This is a genomic window from Plantactinospora veratri (assembly GCF_036421995.1).
Taxonomy (GTDB): Bacteria; Actinomycetota; Actinomycetes; order Mycobacteriales; family Micromonosporaceae; genus Plantactinospora; species Plantactinospora veratri.
Genome location: NZ_JAZGQL010000033.1, coordinates 1 through 17,245, shown reverse-complemented (window position 1 = coordinate 17,245; position 17,245 = coordinate 1). Strand labels below are relative to the sequence as shown.

Here is a 17,245-nt window from a genome sequence, read left to right as displayed (position 1 = left end):
TCGGCTCCGAGGCGGCGGAATCCGGCCGCCCCCCGGCGCCCCGGTCCCGTCGGCGGCGCCGGGGCGAGCGCCCCAGCGGAGCGGAGCTGCTCGCCGCGGCGGTCGGGGCCGTGCCGGGTGGCAAGGCCCGTCCGGGTCAGCAGCAGATGGCCGCCGCGATCGAGGAGAGCATCCTCTCCGGCGAGCACCTGTTGGTGCAGGCCGGCACCGGCACCGGCAAGTCGCTGGCGTACCTCGCCCCGGCGCTGACCGTGGACGGTCCGGTGGTGGTCTCCACGGCGACTCTCGCGCTCCAGTCCCAGCTCGTCGAGCACGACCTGCCCCGGCTCGCCGACGCGGTCACCCCGGTCCTCGGCGAGCGGCCGACGTTCGCGGTGCTGAAGGGCCGGCACCACTACCTCTGCCTGGCCCGGCTGGAGAACTCCACAGAGGACGAGCCGGAGGACGCCCTCTTCGACACGCCGGGCCGGGGCGGTGGCGGCGGGATGAAGTGGCTCGGTGAGGCCGGTCGGCTGGGCAAGCAGATCGAGCGGATCCGGGACTGGGCGATGGAGACCGGGACCGGTGACCGTGACGAACTCGACCCGGGCGTCGACGACCAGGCGTGGCGGCTGGTCTCGATGCCGGCCCGGGAGTGCGTCGGCGCCGGCCGCTGCCCGTACGGCACCGAGTGCTTCGCCGAGGCGTCCCGGGCCCGGGCCCGCGAGGCGGATGTGGTGGTGACCAACCACAGCCTGCTCGCCGTCGACATGCTCGCCGGCCGGCACATCGTGCCGCCGCACAAGCTGCTGGTGATCGACGAGGCGCACGAGCTGGCGGACCGGGTCTCCTCGGCGGCGCAGGCGGAACTGATCCCGGAGCTGATCGACCGGGCCGCCCGGCGCAGTCGGCCCCTGCTCGACCCGGAGCTGGCCGAGTCGCTGGTGGCGGCCGGCGACTCGCTGGCGGTGGGACTCGCCGAGGCGCCGGCCGGGCGGATCACCGGCGAGCTGCCGGGGCCGCTGCGGGAGGCGTGCACGCTGCTGGACGCGGCGACCCGGGGCGCGCTGGAGAAGATCGGCGACGTGAAGGCCGACGATCCCGACCCGGTCCGCAAGCAGCAGGCGAAGGCCGTACTCGACGACCTGTCGAAGACCGCCCAGCGGCTGCTGGAGGAGGCCGACCACGACGTGGCCTGGGTCGAGAAGCCGGACGGCGGCGGCGCGGGCCGGCGGGCCCTGGTCGTCGCGCCGCTCTCCGTGGCCGGCACCCTCGCCACCCACCTGTACGAGGACCGCACCGTCGTCGCCACCTCGGCCACGCTCGCCCTCGGCGGCCGGTTCGACACCGTGGCCCGGGCTCTCGGGCTCGCCGCACCGGCCGATCCGGCGGTCGACCCGACCCGGCCGCACCCGCGCGCGGCGGCGCTGCGGACGGTACGACCCGAGGCGGCGCGACCGGGTGCCGGGGCGTCCCGCCCGGCGCAGCCGGACGCCACCGAGCAGCACGGTGCCGCGAGGGCGGGCAGCGCGAGCGCGGAGACCTCGAAGGCGGAGACCTCGAACGCGGACGGGCCGCAGCCGGACGCCGGCTGGCGCTCGCTCGACGTCGGCTCCCCGTTCGACTACCCGCGTCAGGGCATCCTCTACGTCGCCGCGCATCTGCCCCGGCCGAGCGCCTCGGGGCTGCCGGCGGCGGCCGGCGAGGAACTGCTCGGGCTGGTGGGCGCGCTCGGCGGCCGTACCCTGGGGCTCTTCTCGTCGCGCCGGGCCGCGTTGCAGGCTGCCGAGCTGCTCCGGGCCCGCACCGACCTGCCGATCCTGCTCCAGGGCGAGGAGGCGCTGCCGCTGCTGGTCCGCCGCTTCCGGCAGGAGCGGGCGAGCTGCCTCTTCGGGGTGATGTCGCTCTGGCAGGGCGTGGACGTGCCCGGTGACTCCTGCCAGCTCGTCGTGATCGACCGGCTGCCGTTCCCGCGCCCGGACGAGCCACTGGCAGCGGCCCGGGCGGCGGCGGTGGACGCGTCCGGCGGTTCGGGCTTCGCCTCGGTGAGCGTCCCGGTCGCCGCCGTACGCCTGGCGCAGGGGGTCGGCCGGCTGATTAGGTCGACCGGCGACAAGGGCGTGGTGGCGGTACTCGACTCCCGGCTGGAGACCGCCCGGGGGTACGGCGCCTTCCTGCGGAAGTCGCTGCCACCGTTCTGGTACACGACCCGGCCGGAGGTCGCCCGGGGCGCGCTGGAGCGACTCGGCAAGTCCTGAGCCGCTCCGCGCCGGGGCGGTTACGGTGCCTTCGCGGCGACCACGACGGCGTCCGGGGGCACCGCGGGCGGGCGGCGGTGCGCCAGTCGACGGACGGCGGTGTTGAGCACCGCGATCAGCGGTACCGAGACCAGGGCGCCGACGATGCCGGCCAGCACGACACCGGCGGCGATCCCGACGATCACCGCGAGCGGGTGGATCGCCACCGCCCGACCCATGATCAGCGGTTGCAGGATGTGTCCCTCGACCTGCTGCACCCCGATCACCACGCCGAGGATGATCAGCGCGGTCACCCAGCCGCTGTCGACCAGGGCGACCAGCACCGCCACCGCGCCGGAGAGGGTGGCGCCGACGATCGGGATGAACGCGCCGAGGAAGACCAGCGCGGCCAGCGGGAACGCGAACGGGATGTCGAAGATGACCAGGAAGATGCCGATCCCGACCGCGTCGATGAACGCGACGAGTACGGTCGCCCGGACGTACGCGACCAGCGTCGCCCAGGAGGCCCGGCCGGCGTCGTCGACCCGCCACCGGGCGGCCACCGGGAGCAGCCGGACGAGGAAGCGCCAGATCTTCTCGCCGTCCCGGAGGAAGAAGAAGGTGGCGAAGAGCACCAGCAGCGCCCCGGTGAGCAGCTCGGCGACGGTCGCGGCGGTGGAGACCGCCCCGCTGGTCAACGACTGGGTGTTTTCGTTGATCCACTGCTCGCCCTGCTCGATGTACGAGTTGAGCTGGTTGTCCGACAGGTGCAGCGGCCCGGTCTTCAGCCACTCCTGGATCTGCCGGATACCGCTGGTGGCGTTGCGGCTGAGGTCCGGTACGCCCTGGATGAACTCGTTGACCACCAGGGTGAGCGTGCCGACCACCGCGGCCAGCCCGGTGACCAGCACCACCGCGGTGGCCAGGGAGCGGGGGAAGCGGGCCCGGAGCAGCAGCCCGACCAGCGGGGCCAGCAGGGCGGAGAGCAGCAGCGCGATCGCCAACGGAATGATCACGATCCGGACCGCGCCGACCAGCCGCAGCAGTGCCCAGGCGACCAGGCCGATGACGATCAGCCGCCACGACCAGGCGGCGGCGATCCGCAGCGCGTGCGGTACGTCCGCGTCGTCCCGGCTCGACGTCGACGGGTGCAGTTCCCTGGCCGGTTCGCCCCCGACCGGCGGCGGGACGGGCGCCGCCTCGGGCGTGGCGGCCGGACTCACCCCCGCCGGATCGGTGTGCCCGCCGGACGGGTCCGACGAACGTCCGAACGCGTACGCGCGACGAATCCTTGCTCGTAGCTGCTCGAAACGGCGCAAGCGCACCTCCCACGGCGGAACCGGCCTTCCTACGGTAGCCGCACCCTGACCGGCCGGCTCGGACGGCCGGCGGGGGGTGACACCGGCGACCCGCCCGAGGTGGCACGCGGTACCGTTCCGGTCGTGACCGCCGAGGAAACCAACGACAACGGCCTGCCCATCCGCCTGCTGCACGACCGGGTGCTGGTCCGGGCGGACGGCGGCGAGGGCGAGCGGCGCTCGACCGCCGGCATCGTCATCCCGGCGACCGCCTCGATGGGCCGGCGGCTGGCCTGGGCGACCGCGGTGGGTGTCGGTCCGAACGTGCGCTCCATCGTCTCCGGCGACCGGGTGCTCTTCGACCCCGACGACCGGTCCGAGGTCGAGCTGCACGGCCGGGAGTACGTGCTGCTGCGCGAACGCGACGTGCACGCCGTCGCCGCCCAGCGGGTAGAGACCGACTCCACCGGCCTCTACCTGTGACGCGCCCGGCCGCCCGCCGCCACTGACGCTCGGAGTCAGCGCCGGTACGGCCCCGGCCAGGGTCCGACCGGCCCGGAGCCGGGTGCGGGCGGTCCGCCGTACGGGCCGGGTGCTCCGGGGTACGAGGCCGGCGGTCCGCCGTACGGGCCGTACCCGGGGGCGGGGTAGACCGGAGCCGGTGGGCGCGGGGGCGCCACCAGGACCACCGGGATCGGTACCACCGGCTCGGCCGGCGCCGGCAGGGTCCGGCGGGAGCCGTCCGGGAAGGACAGGTGGTAGCGGGATCCGTCCCAGATTCCCGCCGGTGCCTGCGGATCCCGGCCGACGAAGACCCTGCGGGCGGCCTGGATCGCGTCGAGCAGCCGGCGTTCCTCGTCGAGCTTGCGGGCGAGCTGCGCCGGCCGGCGCTCCAGCCCACGCACCAGCCCGTCCCGGAGCAGGGCGAGCCGGGTCGCGGAGATCTGGAGCGCGCGCATCGCCTTGGCGCCCTCCTCACCGGCGATCCGGCGGGCCCAGCGGCGGGCCGCGTGCCGCCGGCCGAGGGTGCCGAGCGCGGCCAGTTCGGGTGGGGTGAGCCAGCCCGTCGAGACGTAGTCGGGGAGCCGGCGCTGGGTGAGCCGGCCCTCCCAGCTCCGGACCCAGACGGCCAGGCCGACCACGCCCAGGAAGATCGGCACCATCAGCCCGAGGTAGCTGTAGAGCAGGATCAGCGGCTCACCGGAGAGCTGGGTGAGGGTCGCTGCCAGGTTCCAGGCGCCGTGCAGCATCATCGCCAGCAGCAGGCCGGCGAGCGGGGCGAGGATCCGGATCGGGCGGCTGGCCGACCGGACGGCGATGCCGAGCCCGATGCCGGTCATCGAGGTGAAGAGCGGGTGGGCGAAGCCGCTGATCAGTACCCGCAGGATGAAGATCCCGAAGACGTTCTGCGCACCGGTGGCCGGGCCGTACTGGTCGACGCCCTCGGCGTAGCCGTGCAGGCCGAAGTAGAGGATGTTCTCGACCATGGCGAAGCCGACCGCCGACAGACCACAGTAGACGATGCCGTCGGTGATCCCGGACCACTTGCGGCGCTGGTAGAGCAGGAGCAGAAGCGGCCCGAGCGCCTTGGTCAGCTCCTCGATGAAGGGCGCGACCAGCACCCCGACCACCGGGAGGGGGAGCTGGAGGGTGTCGGCCGCGAAGGTGTTGGTGCGCAGCGCGGCGAAGGTGGAGACCGCCGCACCCCAGCCGAGGCAGAAGGCGAGATACTTGACCGGCTCCGGGTCGTACCGGTCGAGCCAGAGGAAACAGGCGACCAGTACCGGCACCGGCAGCGCCGCCGCGCCCAGCCCGATCAGTGGCGGCGTGACCCCGGCCGGCGACACCAGTTCCCAGGCCATCAGCACCGCGCAGACGACGATCAGCGCTATCGCCCCGATCATCGTCAACAGCCGGGCCAGGCTGCGCCGCTCGGGCGCCGCCACCTCCGGCAGGCCGAATGCGGGGGGCGGGAACTGCCCCGACGGGGCGGGCGGCCACGGCGGGGTCGGCGACGGCGGCTGGGGCGCCGCCGTACCGGGCGGGGTGTCGGCCATGTGATCAGCGTAGTTCCTCCGGCCAGCCCGGCCGGACCACAACCGGGCCGGTTATGCTCTCTGGCAGGTCACGAGCGCCAGCGTCAAGCCCCGGCTTGCTGGCCGGCAACCCTCGTCGAGGTTCGCGGTGGGGTGCCCCGGGTGATGACCGGGCTCGGTGCGCGCCCGCACCGGGCAAGCGCGGACCCCGTCCCCACCCGCTCCGGGGTCCCTGGCCACCGGAGGTATCCCCGATGAGCACCAGTGTCGTTTCCGCACCCGCCCGGCCGACCGGCGTAACCGCACCGGCAACGTCGACTCCGGCAGCGCCGCTCGGGGTGCTCGGAGTGCCGGGACAGATCAACCTCGACTACGCCGCCACCGCACCGTGCGCGCAGGCCGCCGCCGACGCCGTGGCCGAGCTGCTGCCCTGGTACGGCAGCGTGCACCGGGGCGCCGGAGCGCTCTCCCGGCGCAGCACCCTGGCGTACGAGCGGGCCCGGCAGCAGGTCGGCGACTTCCTAGGGTCACGCGCGGACGACCACGTCGTCTTCACCCGCAACACCACCGACGCGCTCAACCTGCTGGCCCGGGCCCTGCCGCCCGGCACCCGGGTGGTGACCTTCGCCGCCGAGCACCACGCGAACCTGCTGCCCTGGCCCACCGGTACGGTCCGGTTGCCGGTGCCCGGCTCGGTCGCCGACGCCGTGCGAGCGGTCGACGCGGCACTGCGGGAACTGCGCCGGGGCAGCGGCGGCGGCGCACCGATCCTGGTCGCGGTGACCGGGGCCAGCAACGTCACCGGCGAGTGCTGGCCGGTCGCCGACCTGGCCCGGGTCGCCCACCGGCACGGCGCCCGGATCGCGCTGGACGCCGCCCAGCTCGCCCCGCACGCCGAACTGGACATCGCCGCCCTGGCAGTCGACTACGTGGCCGTTTCCGGACACAAGCTGTACGCGCCGTTCGGAATCGGCGTACTGGCCGGACGGGCGGACTGGCTCGACGCCGCCCCGCCGTACCTGGCCGGTGGCGGTGCGACCCTCGGGGTCGGGGCGGCCACCCATGACGTGCGCTGGGTCGAGGGGCCCGCCCGGCACGAGGCGGGCACGCCCAACCTGCTCGGCGCGGTGGCGCTGGCCGCGGTCTGCGCTGCCCTGGCCGGGGCGGACCGCAGCGCGCTGTACGCGCACGAGCAGGCCCTGCTCGCCCGGCTGCGGTCCGGGCTCGCCGCCCTGCCGGAGGTGGTCGAACTGCGTACCTTCGACGCGGCCGCGCCCCGGGTCGGCATCGTCTCGTTCGTGGTCGCCGGCCGGGACTCGGCGGCGGTCGCGGCCGACCTCGCCCAGCGCTGGCAGCTCGGGCTGCGGGACGGGCTCTTCTGTGCGCACCCGCTGGCCCGGCGGCTGCTCGCCGAGGCGGCCGCCCGGAGCGGGCGGCCGGACCTGCCGCCGACCGCGCTGCGCGCGAGCATCGGGCTGGGCAGCACCGCCGGGCACGTCGACCGGCTGCTCACCGCCCTGGCGGCCCCCCGCTGACCTGCGCCGCGCCCGGCACCCGGTGGTCCGCGCCCGGTGCGGGCGCGCTGCCGGGCGGAGTGGCGGCGCCACGGTCAACGTGCCGGGCCCATCCCGAACGAGGGGCCACCGGAGCGTCGGTCCGACGGCGGCATGTCGGGCTGCCGGGCGGCCTCCGCGGCTGCCTCTCCGGCGTGCCCGCCCGCCGCCCGGCGTACGAGCTGGTTCGCCTCCAGCCGTTCGATGCCGGTGGCCCGGAGCAGGTCACTGCCGGTGGTACGCACCTGTGCGATCACCACGCTGCCGGAGAACCCGACCCCCTCGGCGTACGCCCGACCGGCCTTGCCGATCGCCTGCAACGCCTGCTCCCGGGCGGCCTCCGGGCGTACGCCGTGCCCGAGGTCCCGGCGCAGCAGCCGTACCGCCTCGGCGAGCATGGTGACCGCGTTCGACATCTCCTCCGGGATCGGCTCCTCGTCCTCCAGCGCGGTGACCGCCCGCCGGATCAGGGTCCCGCTGTTGTGCACGGCGTGCTCGATGTACTCGGAACTCTCCACGTACTGGGTCAGCGCTCCCCGGCGGTGCCAGCGCACCGGTGCCAGGATCGCGGTCTCCCGGCCGCCCTCCAACGCCTCCTCGAAGCCCTGCAGGTGCCTCTCCACCTCGCGGAGCCGGTCCAGCGCGGCCTCTGCCCGGCCCGGATCCCGGACCTTGAGCGCCTCCCCGGTCTCGGAGAGTTCCTCGGCGAGCCGGCCCAGGGCCGGCCGGGCCGCCCGGTCCACCACGCGCAACGGGTTCAACGGCAGCACCAGTGCGATCACCACGAGCCCGGCGGCCCCGCCGATCAGCGCGTCGATGACCCGGGGGAACTCGATGGTGCCCCGCAGCGGCGATTCGACGGTCACGATCAGCACCGCGGTCGCCGCCGCCTGGGTCACCACCGCCGGACCACCGCCGAGGAAGATGGTGACCACGATCGCCAGGAAGACGATCACGCCGAGCTGCCAGGGTCCGGCGCCGGCGGAGAAGACCAGGGCGTCGCCGATGCCGATGCCGACCGCCACGCCAATGATCAACTCGACCGTCCGGCGGAGCCGCTGGCCGACGGAGGAGGCGAGGGTACCGATCGCGGAGATCGGTGCGAAGACCGGCGACGGGTTGCCCAGGAACTCGTGCGAGCCGACCCAGGCCAGCGCGGCCGCCACCCCCGCCTGGAGCGCCAGCACCAGGTTGAAGCGTACGGCGTGCCAGCGGTCCCGCACGGTGGCCCGGGACCGCTGCCGGAACTCCTTCGCCAGGTTGGCGATCCGCTCCCGATCGAGGTCCACGGGCGTTTTGGCCACGGTGGCCCGGACGGAGCGCATGGCGGGGACTACCCGCTGACGAACCGGTCGAACCCGTCCGGGCGGCGCCAGTGAGCGTCGACCGGGTTGTCCGAGGTGTTCCCCGACGGTCGGAAACGACCGTGGTCGACGTACTCGTCGGGCGACTAGCCTGCCAGGCATGCCGGATCTTCTCGACGACCTGCGGGCGGCGCTCGGCGACTCCGCCGTGCTCACCGACCCCGACCTGCTCCGCAGCCACCAGCGCGACGAGGCCGACCTCTGCGTGGCCGGAACACCGGCCGTGCTGGTCCGGCCCCGGACCACCGAGGAGGTGGTCGCGGTGGTCCGCACCGCCGCCGCGCACGGGGTACCGGTGGTGCCGCAGGGGGCCCGGACCGGGCTCGCCGGAGCCGCCAACGCGGTCGACGGGGCGGTGCTGCTCTCCACGGTGTCGATGGACGAGATCCGCGAGGTCGACCCGGTGAACCGGATCGCGGTGGTCCAGCCGGGCGTGGTCAACGCCATGCTGGCCGCCGCCGTCGCCAAGCACGGCCTGCGCTATCCGCCCGACCCCGGCTCGTGGGAGTCCTCCACCATCGGCGGCAACGTGGCGACGAACGCGGGCGGAATGTGCTGCGTCAAGTACGGCGTGACGACGGAGTACGTCCTCGGTCTGGAGGTGGTGCTCGCCGACGGTGAGGTGCTGCGCACCGGACGGCGTACCGCCAAGGGGGTCGCCGGATACGACCTGACCCGGCTCTTCGTCGGCTCGGAGGGCACCCTCGGAGTGATCACCGAGGTGACCGTCTCGCTCCGGCCGGCCGCCGAGGAGTCGCTGACCCTGGTCGCGGTCTTCCCCTCCACCACCGCCGCCGGCCGGGCGGTCGCGGAGATCTCCGCCCGGGGGCTCAGCCCGAGCCTGCTGGAACTGCTCGACCGCACCCATCTGGGCGCGATCGAGGCGTACCGGCCGATGGGGTTGCGCACCGACGCCGAGGCGCTGCTGCTCGCCGCCGCCGACACCGGCACCCGGGCCGCCGCAGACCTCGCCAAGCTCGCCGAGGTCTGCACGGCGAGCGGCGCCGACGAGGTCTTCGCGGCCACCGACGCGGAGGAGGCGGCGGCGCTGCTCCAGGCCCGTCGGCTGGCCCACCCGGCGATGGAGCGGTTCGCCGCCGCCACCTATCCGGACGGCATCGGCGGGCTGGTCATCGACGACGTGGCGGTACCCCGGGACGCGCTCGCGGCGCTGCTCGACGGGGTGGCCCGGATCTCCGCCGAGCACGACGTGCCGATCGGCGTGGTCGGGCACGCCGGGGACGGCAACATGCATCCGAACATCGTGGTCGACCGGGCCGACCCGGCGAACCTGGAGCGGGGCCGGCGCGCCTTCGACGCGATCATGGAGCTGGGTCTCTCGCTCGGCGGCACCTGCACCGGCGAGCACGGCGTCGGCCTGCTCAAGCGGGACTGGCTGGCCCGGGAGATCGGGCCGGTGGGCCTGCGGGTGCACCGGGCCATCAAGGACGCACTCGACCCGACCGGGCTGCTCAACCCCGGCAAGGTGCTCTGACGGGGCGGGGCTGAGCCGGGTCCGGGCGAGGTGCGCTGACGGCGCGGGCTGAACGGGGTCCGGCGCGCCTCAGCCGGGCAGTTCCGCCCCGTCCCGGCCGGCACCCCGGTCGGCGGCGAAACCGCGTACGTCGGGCGCCCCGACCCGGGCCGCGTCGGCGGTGGCGTCGTCCGGCATCCGCTGGGACTGCCGTTCCGCCTGCACCCGGGCCAGGTAGTGCTCGACCTCGCGGGCCCGGACCGGGGCGTCCCAGCCGAGCACCCGACCCATGATCTCGGCGGTGTGTTCGGCCGACTCGGTGCCCCGGTGCGCGGTCTCGAAGGAGATCCGGGTACGCCGGGTCAGCACGTCGTCGAGGTGCAGCGCCCCCTCGGCCCGGGCGGCGTACGCCACCTCGGCGGCGAGGTACTCGGGTGCCCCGGCCAGCGGGGAGCCGAGCAGCGGCTCGGCGTCGACCATGTCCAGCAGGTGGGTGGTGAGGTTGCCGTACCGCTCCAGCAGGTGTTCGACCACCCCGGCCTGCACCCCGTGCCGGCGGGCCAGGTCGGCCCGGTCCCGCCACAGCGCGGCGTAGCCGTCGGCGCCGACCAGCGGCAGGTCGGCGGTGCGTGAGGCGCGTACCCCGCCGAGCCGGCGGGCGGCCCGGTCGACCACGTCGGCGGCCATCACCCGGTACGTCGTGTATTTCCCGCCGGCCACCAGCAGCAGCCCGAGCATCGGCTCGTAGACGGCGTGCTCGCGGGAGAGCTTCGAGGTCGAGTCCGCCTCGCCACTGAGCAGCGGGCGCAGCCCGGCGTAGACGCCCTCGATGTCGGCGGTGGTCAGCGGCCGGTCCAGCACGGTGTTGACCTGGTCGAGCAGATAGTCGATGTCCCGGGCCGAGGCCGCCGGGTGGGCCCGGTCGAGCCGCCAGTCGGTGTCGGTGGTGCCGATGATCCAGTGCCCGCCCCACGGGATCACGAAGAGCACCGAGGTCGGGGTACGCAGGATCAGCCCGGCGTCGCCGGTGATCGCCGAACGGGGCACCACCAGGTGTACTCCCTTGGAGGCCCGTACCCGCAGGCCGCGCCGCACCCCGACGTCGCCGAGGAGTTCGGACATGTCGTCGCTCCACACCCCGGTGGCCGCGATGACGGTGCGGGCGCGTACCTCGAACTCGGCGTCCGGGGAGCCGGGCGGCGCCTCCATGTCCCGGACCCGCACCCCGGTCACCTCGCGGGCCTGCCGGAGCAGGCCGACGACGCGGGCGCTGCTCACCGTCGCCGCGCCGAGGCTGGCCGCGGTGCGGGCCAGGGTGACCACCAGGCGGGCGTCGTCGACCTGCCCGTCGTAGTAGCGGATCGCCCCGGAGATCGCGTCGGCGCGGAGGCTGGGGAAGGTGCGCCGGGCTCCCTCCCGGGTGAGGTGCCGGTGCAGCGGCATGCCCCGCCCGCCGCCGAAGATCCCGGCGAAGGCGTCGTAGGCGGCGACCCCGGTGCCGTAGTAGGAGCGTCGCCAGGCCCGGCCGGCGAGTCCGGCCGGACCGCTGCCGGGCGGCAGCGGCACCAGGATCGGCACCGGGCGCACCAGGTGCGGTGCGAGCCGGGTGGCGAGCAGGCCCCGTTCGGTCAGCGCCTCGTGGACCAGGTGGAACTCCAGTTGCTCCAGGTAGCGCAGCCCGCCGTGGATCAGCTTGCTGGACCGGCTGGAGGTGCCGGCGGCGAAGTCGCGGGCCTCGACCAGGGCCACCTTGAGCCCTCGGGAGGCGGCGTCGAGTGCGGCGCCCGCGCCGGTCACCCCACCACCGATGACGAGTACGTCGAAGCGCTCGCTCCGCAGCCGTCGTAGGTCCGCGGCGCGACGGGACGGGGAGAGCCGGCTGGCCGTGTTCCGGGAAAGGCTGGGGTCACGCACCCGTCCACGGTAGCCGTACCGGTGCCGGAGCGGGCCTCGGCGGGTGTCACTTCCAGCGGAGCCGGCGCGGAGCATTGACAGGGCCTCTAGACTTTGCATTGCAGAGTTCAGTGCTGATGCAAAGTTGAGGGGGCGACGATGAGTTCCACCGACGAGGAACGGCCCGCCGAGATCCTGGCCGAGCTGGACCGGCTGCGCAGCCGCACCCGCACCCGGACCCACGGCGGCGCCTGGCTGCCGGCACTCGCCGTCGCCGTGCTGCTGCTGGCCAGCATCGCCCTCTACCGGACGCCCTTCGGCCAACCGGTCGCGCTCAGCATCGACCATCCATACTGGGCCGGCCTCCCGGACGAGCAGCGACACCCGGTCCTGTCCTACGCCTTCTGGTTCGTCGGCACCCCGCTGCTGTTCGCCACGACAGCCGCCTGGTACACCCTGCGGGCGCGCCGGCTCGGACTGCGGGTCTCCTGGCCGCTCTTCGTCGGCGCCGGTCTCGGAGTGCTGCTGTTGCTCGCGGTCCTCGCGGCGGTACCCGGGACGGAGGTCCGGTCCACCGCCCTCGCCCCCGCACCCGCCTGGTTCTGGCCGGGCCTGCTGACCCCGCTGCTGCCGGTCGCGGTGGCCGTACTGGCGCTCGCCCGGGCCGAGCGCAGTGCGGGTCTCACCGCCGCCGGGATCTGGATCGCCCTGCTCACCGCCTGGCTGTGCGGCACCTACCCGCTGGGCTACCTGCCGCCCTGGGCTACCGACATCCTCGGCGGCGAGTCCGGTTCACTCGGCGGCCAGCTCGCCCTCCGGCCCGGGCACTACCTTGTGCTGATGGCACTGCCGCTCCTCGTCTTCGCCGCCGTACGCGCGGCCCGGGCCAGACGCGTCCGCGATGCCTGACGAGCGGCCGACCCCGGCCCATCCGGCACTGGCCCTGGACGACACCGTCCACCAGCGGGTCCGCCTCGGCATCCTCACCGTGCTCAGCGAGACCCGGGAGTGCAAGTTCGCCACCCTCCGGGACGAGCTGGGGTTGACCGACGGCAACCTCAACCGGCACCTGCGCATCCTCGAACAGGCCGAACTGCTCCGGGTGGTCAAGGGGTACGAGGGACGCCGGCCCTGCACCTGGCTGCGACTCACCCGCCAGGGCCGGGCCGCGCTGCGCGCCGAGGTCGCCGCGCTGGAGCAGTTGGTCAGCCGGCTGCGCAACGCCACCGCCGAGCCGGAGGCGGACGGCTGATCGCGGCCGTACGGCAGACGGCTGATCACGGCCGTACGGCAGGTCGGCGCTGGGCAGGGCCGGGCCGTACTGTTCGGTGATGCAGGATGGTCCGCCACCGCCGCCCGACGAACCCTCCCCGCTGCCACCGCCCCCACCCCCGCCGGTTCCGGGCCGGTCGGCACCGCCGGCAGCGCAGCAGCCCTGGCCGGCGTCAGCGCAGCAGCCCTGGTCGACGGCACCGCAGCAGCCCTGGCCCGGCGGGCCGTACCCGGGATGGCCGGCACCGCCGGTCCGGCCGGTGCCGGCGGCCGGCGGCGGGGCCTGGCCGGTGGTCGCCGCCGCGCTGGTCGGGGTCGGGGCGGTCGGCGCGACCGTCGGCGGCCAGACCGTCGGCTGGCTCCTCGAACAGGTCCTGCTCGTCGCCGGCCTGGACCGGCAGGACTGGCTCTGGCCGGTGACCGGTGTCGTCACCGCGCTGCTCGTCGGGGTACCCGCCGGCCTGCTCGCCGCGCTGCCCCGCTCCCCGGCCGTCCGGGCCGCCGGCCGGGCCTGGCTGCTCGGCGCGATCGCCCTCGGCGGGCTGGGACTGCTCCGGGCGGTACCGCCCACCCTGCCGGAGGTCTACCTCGGCGGGCTGGCCGGGACGGCCGGAGTGGGCGCCCTGCTGATCCGGCGTCTCGGCGGCGCGTCTCGGCGGTCACCCGGCCGGCCGGGGCAGGTCCGGGCCGAGCCGGCCGCGACCGGCCTGGCCGTGGCCGGCGGACTCGCCCTGCTGCTGCCCTGGGTCTGGCTCGGCGCCCTCGGTGGCGTGGTGGAGACGCTCTGCGGGCTGCTCGCCTCGGCCGCGCTGGGCTGGCTGGCCGCCACCGTCCTCGATGGAGGGTTCTGGGCCGGTTATGAGCGCCCGGCGACGGGTCACGGCGGCGGCCCGGCGACGGAACGCCCGGTGGGCGGGGCCCGACTGGTCCTGGTCGGCGGGCTGGTGGCCGGGGTGACGCTGGCGCTGCTCGCGGGCGGGATCGGCCAGTCCGGGGCGCAACTCGGGGCGCTGCTCCTGCTCCCACCGGCCGGCTTCGCGCTCGCCGCCCTGCGGGTGACCTCCCGGGCCCGGCCAGCGGCCGGGGCGACGGAATCGGGACTACGGCCGGTCGGCTCCGCCCCGGTCGGTTGGCTGGTCGGCATCGCCGTCGCCGGGCCGCTGACCCTGGTCGACCCGGAGGAGATCACGCTGCTGCTCTCCGGTGCCCGGGACGTGCCGTTCTGGGCCGCCGTCGCCGCCACCGGCTCGCTCGCCGTCGCGGTGCTGCTCGGCATCGGGTACGGGGTCGGCCTCGGTCGCACCGCCGCACCCGTACCGCGCCGCCCGGTCGCCGCGGCCGTGGCCGGAGTCCTGCTGCTCGCCACCGGCGCGGTGTACGTCGGGCTCGGCTCCCCGGGCTGGCACGGCGAACGGCTCTTCGTGGTACTCCGGGAGCAGGCGGACCTGACCGGGGTGGCGGCGCAGACCGGTCCGGCCGGTCGGCAGGCCCGGGGCCGGGAGGTGTACCGGAGACTGGTCGAGACCGCCGAACGCTCCCAGGCGGACCTGCGCCGGGAACTGGACCGGCTGCACCTGGAGCACACCCCGTACTACCTGGTCAACGGGATCGAGGTGCAGGGCGGCGCGGCGGTACGGGCCTGGCTGGCCCGGCGCGGAGACGTCGACCGGGTACTGGTCAGCCAGCGGTTGCGCCCGCTGCCGGCCGGCGGTTCACCGAGACGTGGCGACGAGCCGGCACCGACCGTACCGAGCTGGAACCTCGGCCTGATCGGCGCGGACCGGGTCTGGTCGCAGCTCGGCGTGGACGGCTCCGGCATCGTGGTGGGCAGTTCGGACTCCGGCGTGGACGGCCGGCACCCGGCACTCTCCGCCGGTTTCCGGGGCGGCGACGACTCCTGGCACGACCCGTGGAACGGCTCCCGCTCCCCCACCGACCTGGGCGGCCACGGTACGCACACCCTGGCTACCGCCGTCGGCGACGAGCGGGTCGGGGTGGCGCCCGGTGCGCAGTGGGTCGGCTGCGTGAACCTGGACCGGAACCTGGGGAACCCGGCGCACTACCTCGACTGTCTCCAGTTCATGCTGGCACCGTTCCCGCCGGGTGCCGACCCGTTCAGCCAGGGGCGCCCGGACCGGGCACCCCAGGTGCTCAGCAACTCGTGGGGCTGCCCGGAGGTCGAGGGCTGCGCCCGGGAGACCCTCCAGCCGGCCACCTCGGCGCTGGCGGCGGCCGGGATCTTCTTCGTCGCCGCCGCCGGCAACACCGGCCCGTTCTGCGGGTCGGTCGACGACCCGCCCGCCCCGTACCCGGACGTCTTCACCGTCGGTGCGGTGGACCGGCAGCGCCGGGTCACCTCCTTCTCCAGCCGTGGCCCGGCGCCGGGCGGGGTGAGCAAACCGGACCTGGTCGCGCCCGGCGCCGACGTGCTGTCGGCGCTGCCCGGCGGCGGGTACGGCCCGCTCAGCGGCACCTCGATGGCGGCACCGCACCTGGCCGGGGTGGTCGCGCTGATCTGGTCGGCCAACCCGGCGCTGGTCGGTGACCTGGAGGCGACCCGACGCATCCTGGTCGACACCGCCGGCCCGGCCGACCCGACCGACCCGTCGGGACTGAACACCGACACGTGCGGCGCGGAACGCCACCTCACCGGCGCCGGACTGGTCGACGCGTACGCGGCGGTCGAGGCCGCCCGGGAACTCGGCCGGACCGGGCGGTAGCCGCCCCCGGCCCGGCCGGCGCCGGACCGGGCCGTGTCGGGTCGGCCGGGCTCGGTTAGGGTCGCCGACCATGAGCGCCGAGCCGTCCCTCACCGAGTTGACCGACGACCAGCTACCCGCCGTGGTGGAACTCTGCCGGGCGGCACTGGACCTGCCCGACGACTCGGCCGAGGCTGCCGAGATCGTGGCCCGGCTCCGGGACGACTCGCCGCTGCCGGGTGCGGCCGGGCCACGCCGTACCGTCGGGGTGGCCGCCTGGCAGGACGGCGCGCTCGCCGGGGTCGCGCTCGGCTCGATGGCGGACCGGGGTCCGGACCCGACCGCCGGCCACCTCGACCTGGTCGCGGTGCGCCCCGACCGGCGGCGACAGGGCATCGGCCGCGCCCTGGTGAGGCGGCTGGAGCAGGCGCTCGGCGGGCTCGGGGCGTCTCGGGTACGCGTCGCCGGAAACCCGCCGCACTACGTCTGGCCCGGCATCGACGTCCGGTACACCCCGGCGATCTGCACCGTGCTGGCGCTCGACTACAGCCCGGAGGGCACCGCCTGGAACATGACCGCCGACCTCTCCACCGACTCCTCTCCGGCGCTGCGCTCCACCGAGGCGGCCGAGCGACGGCTGGCGGAGCAGGGCGTCACGGTCCGTCGGGCCGAGCCGGCCGACCTGGAGATGCTGACCGGGTTCGCCCTGTCGACCTTCGGCGGCAGTTGGGACCTCGAACTGCTGCACTCGATCGGTCGATCGGGCGCCGGCTGCCACCTCGCGGTCCGTACGCCGGCCGGGAGCGGCGCACCGGAACTGCTCGGCTTCGCCGCGTACGGCTCGTCCCGGCCGAGCTGGTTCGGGCCGATGGGTACCGCGCCGGCCGCCCAGGGCCTGGGAATCGGCGGCGTACTGCTGCGCCGCTGCCTGCGTGACCAGCGGGCGGCCGGACACCTGCGGGCCGAGATCGGCTGGGTCGGCCCGGTGCCGTTCTACGCGGGCAGCGCCGGGGCGCGGATCGAGCGCGTCTTCTTCCTCTACGGCAAGCAGCTCTAGCGGGCGGCCGCCGGGGCGGGCGGCTCCGGCAGCGGTGCGCATCGACACCGTGCCATTTGCCCGTGTGACCGGCCCGGGCCTCCTACCGTTTCCTGGAGGAGGAAGCATGGCAGAAGACGACGAACCGGTTGACGATCTCTCGGTCGCCTGGGCCCCGACGGCGGATCTCTCCACGCCCGGTCCGGCGGCCCGGTTGGACTACGGGGATGCCGACCAGCGGGCGGAGATGGCCGGGGCCGGGAGTTCCGCGCCCGAGGAGGCTGTGGCGCCGGTGGACGCGCCGATCTCGGTCCGGGAGCCGTTCAGCCAGGCGGAGAAGCGACGCAACCAGCGGCGGATGCCGACATGACGAAGGGGCGGGGCGCGGACCCGGGCCCCCCCCC

At 75.2% G+C, this 17,245-nt stretch carries 13 protein-coding genes and 1 riboswitch; of the genes, 9 read left to right on the top strand and 4 right to left on the bottom strand.

Features of this window, described 5'->3' with window-relative positions:
- Positions 1-86: 86 nt before the first annotated feature.
- Positions 87-2,237 carry an ATP-dependent DNA helicase gene (locus tag V1634_RS30920; protein ID WP_331211409.1) on the top strand — a complete coding sequence of 717 codons (2,151 nt, stop codon included), beginning with the start codon at positions 87-89 and terminating at the stop codon, positions 2,235-2,237.
- 20 nt (positions 2,238-2,257) lie between these two features.
- Here V1634_RS30920 and V1634_RS30915 read toward each other — a convergent pair whose 3' ends face one another.
- Positions 2,258-3,535, bottom strand: coding sequence for an AI-2E family transporter (locus V1634_RS30915; RefSeq protein ID WP_407951880.1), 1,278 nt, complete (start codon positions 3,533-3,535; stop codon positions 2,258-2,260).
- A 123-nt stretch (positions 3,536-3,658) separates the two neighbouring features.
- On the opposite strand from V1634_RS30915, the gene V1634_RS30910 reads away from it, so the two are divergent.
- Positions 3,659-3,997 (top strand): GroES family chaperonin, encoded by a 339-nt coding sequence (locus tag V1634_RS30910; protein ID WP_101369320.1) that lies wholly within the window; start codon positions 3,659-3,661, stop codon positions 3,995-3,997.
- A 35-nt stretch (positions 3,998-4,032) separates the two neighbouring features.
- Here the strand turns inward: V1634_RS30910 and V1634_RS30905 are convergent, their stop codons facing one another.
- A complete protein-coding gene (locus V1634_RS30905) occupies positions 4,033-5,571 on the bottom strand; it encodes a PrsW family intramembrane metalloprotease (RefSeq protein ID WP_331211253.1) in 1,539 nt (512 codons plus the stop codon).
- Positions 5,572-5,637: 66 nt separating this feature from the next.
- Positions 5,638-5,758: riboswitch (SAM riboswitch) on the top strand.
- 46 nt (positions 5,759-5,804) lie between these two features.
- Between V1634_RS30905 and V1634_RS30900 the strand changes: the two genes are divergently transcribed.
- Complete coding sequence (locus tag V1634_RS30900) at positions 5,805-7,085, top strand: aminotransferase class V-fold PLP-dependent enzyme (RefSeq protein WP_331211252.1); 1,281 nt, start codon at positions 5,805-5,807, stop codon at positions 7,083-7,085.
- A 74-nt stretch (positions 7,086-7,159) separates the two neighbouring features.
- Here V1634_RS30900 and V1634_RS30895 read toward each other — a convergent pair whose 3' ends face one another.
- On the bottom strand, positions 7,160-8,392 hold the full coding sequence (locus tag V1634_RS30895) for an FUSC family protein (RefSeq protein ID WP_331211251.1): 1,233 nt from the start codon (positions 8,390-8,392) through the stop codon (positions 7,160-7,162).
- Between the two features lie 175 nt (positions 8,393-8,567).
- Between V1634_RS30895 and V1634_RS30890 the strand changes: the two genes are divergently transcribed.
- A complete protein-coding gene (locus tag V1634_RS30890; protein WP_331211250.1) occupies positions 8,568-9,962 on the top strand; it encodes an FAD-binding oxidoreductase in 1,395 nt (464 codons plus the stop codon).
- Positions 9,963-10,031: 69 nt separating this feature from the next.
- Here V1634_RS30890 and V1634_RS30885 read toward each other — a convergent pair whose 3' ends face one another.
- Positions 10,032-11,855, bottom strand: coding sequence for a glycerol-3-phosphate dehydrogenase/oxidase (locus V1634_RS30885; RefSeq protein ID WP_331211249.1), 1,824 nt, complete (start codon positions 11,853-11,855; stop codon positions 10,032-10,034).
- A 138-nt stretch (positions 11,856-11,993) separates the two neighbouring features.
- On the opposite strand from V1634_RS30885, the gene V1634_RS30880 reads away from it, so the two are divergent.
- The 5 genes from V1634_RS30880 to V1634_RS30860 all read left to right on the top strand — a co-directional run bounded on the left by V1634_RS30880 (position 11,994) and on the right by V1634_RS30860 (position 17,211).
- The gene (locus V1634_RS30880) at positions 11,994-12,743 is read left to right on the top strand and encodes a hypothetical protein (protein WP_331211248.1); all 750 of its coding nucleotides are present in this window, start codon (positions 11,994-11,996) and stop codon (positions 12,741-12,743) included.
- Complete coding sequence (locus tag V1634_RS30875; RefSeq protein WP_331211247.1) at positions 12,736-13,086, top strand: winged helix-turn-helix domain-containing protein; 351 nt, start codon at positions 12,736-12,738, stop codon at positions 13,084-13,086. The genes V1634_RS30880 and V1634_RS30875 overlap by 8 nt, the downstream gene beginning before the upstream one ends.
- A gap of 79 nt (positions 13,087-13,165) precedes the next feature.
- On the top strand, positions 13,166-15,826 hold the full coding sequence (locus V1634_RS30870) for a S8 family serine peptidase (protein WP_331211246.1): 2,661 nt from the start codon (positions 13,166-13,168) through the stop codon (positions 15,824-15,826).
- 70 nt (positions 15,827-15,896) lie between these two features.
- Complete coding sequence (locus V1634_RS30865) at positions 15,897-16,862, top strand: GNAT family N-acetyltransferase (protein ID WP_331211245.1); 966 nt, start codon at positions 15,897-15,899, stop codon at positions 16,860-16,862.
- Positions 16,863-16,968: 106 nt separating this feature from the next.
- Entirely contained in the window at positions 16,969-17,211 is a 243-nt protein-coding gene (locus V1634_RS30860) for a hypothetical protein (RefSeq protein ID WP_331211244.1), read from the top strand.
- The last annotated feature ends 34 nt before the right edge of the window (positions 17,212-17,245 follow it).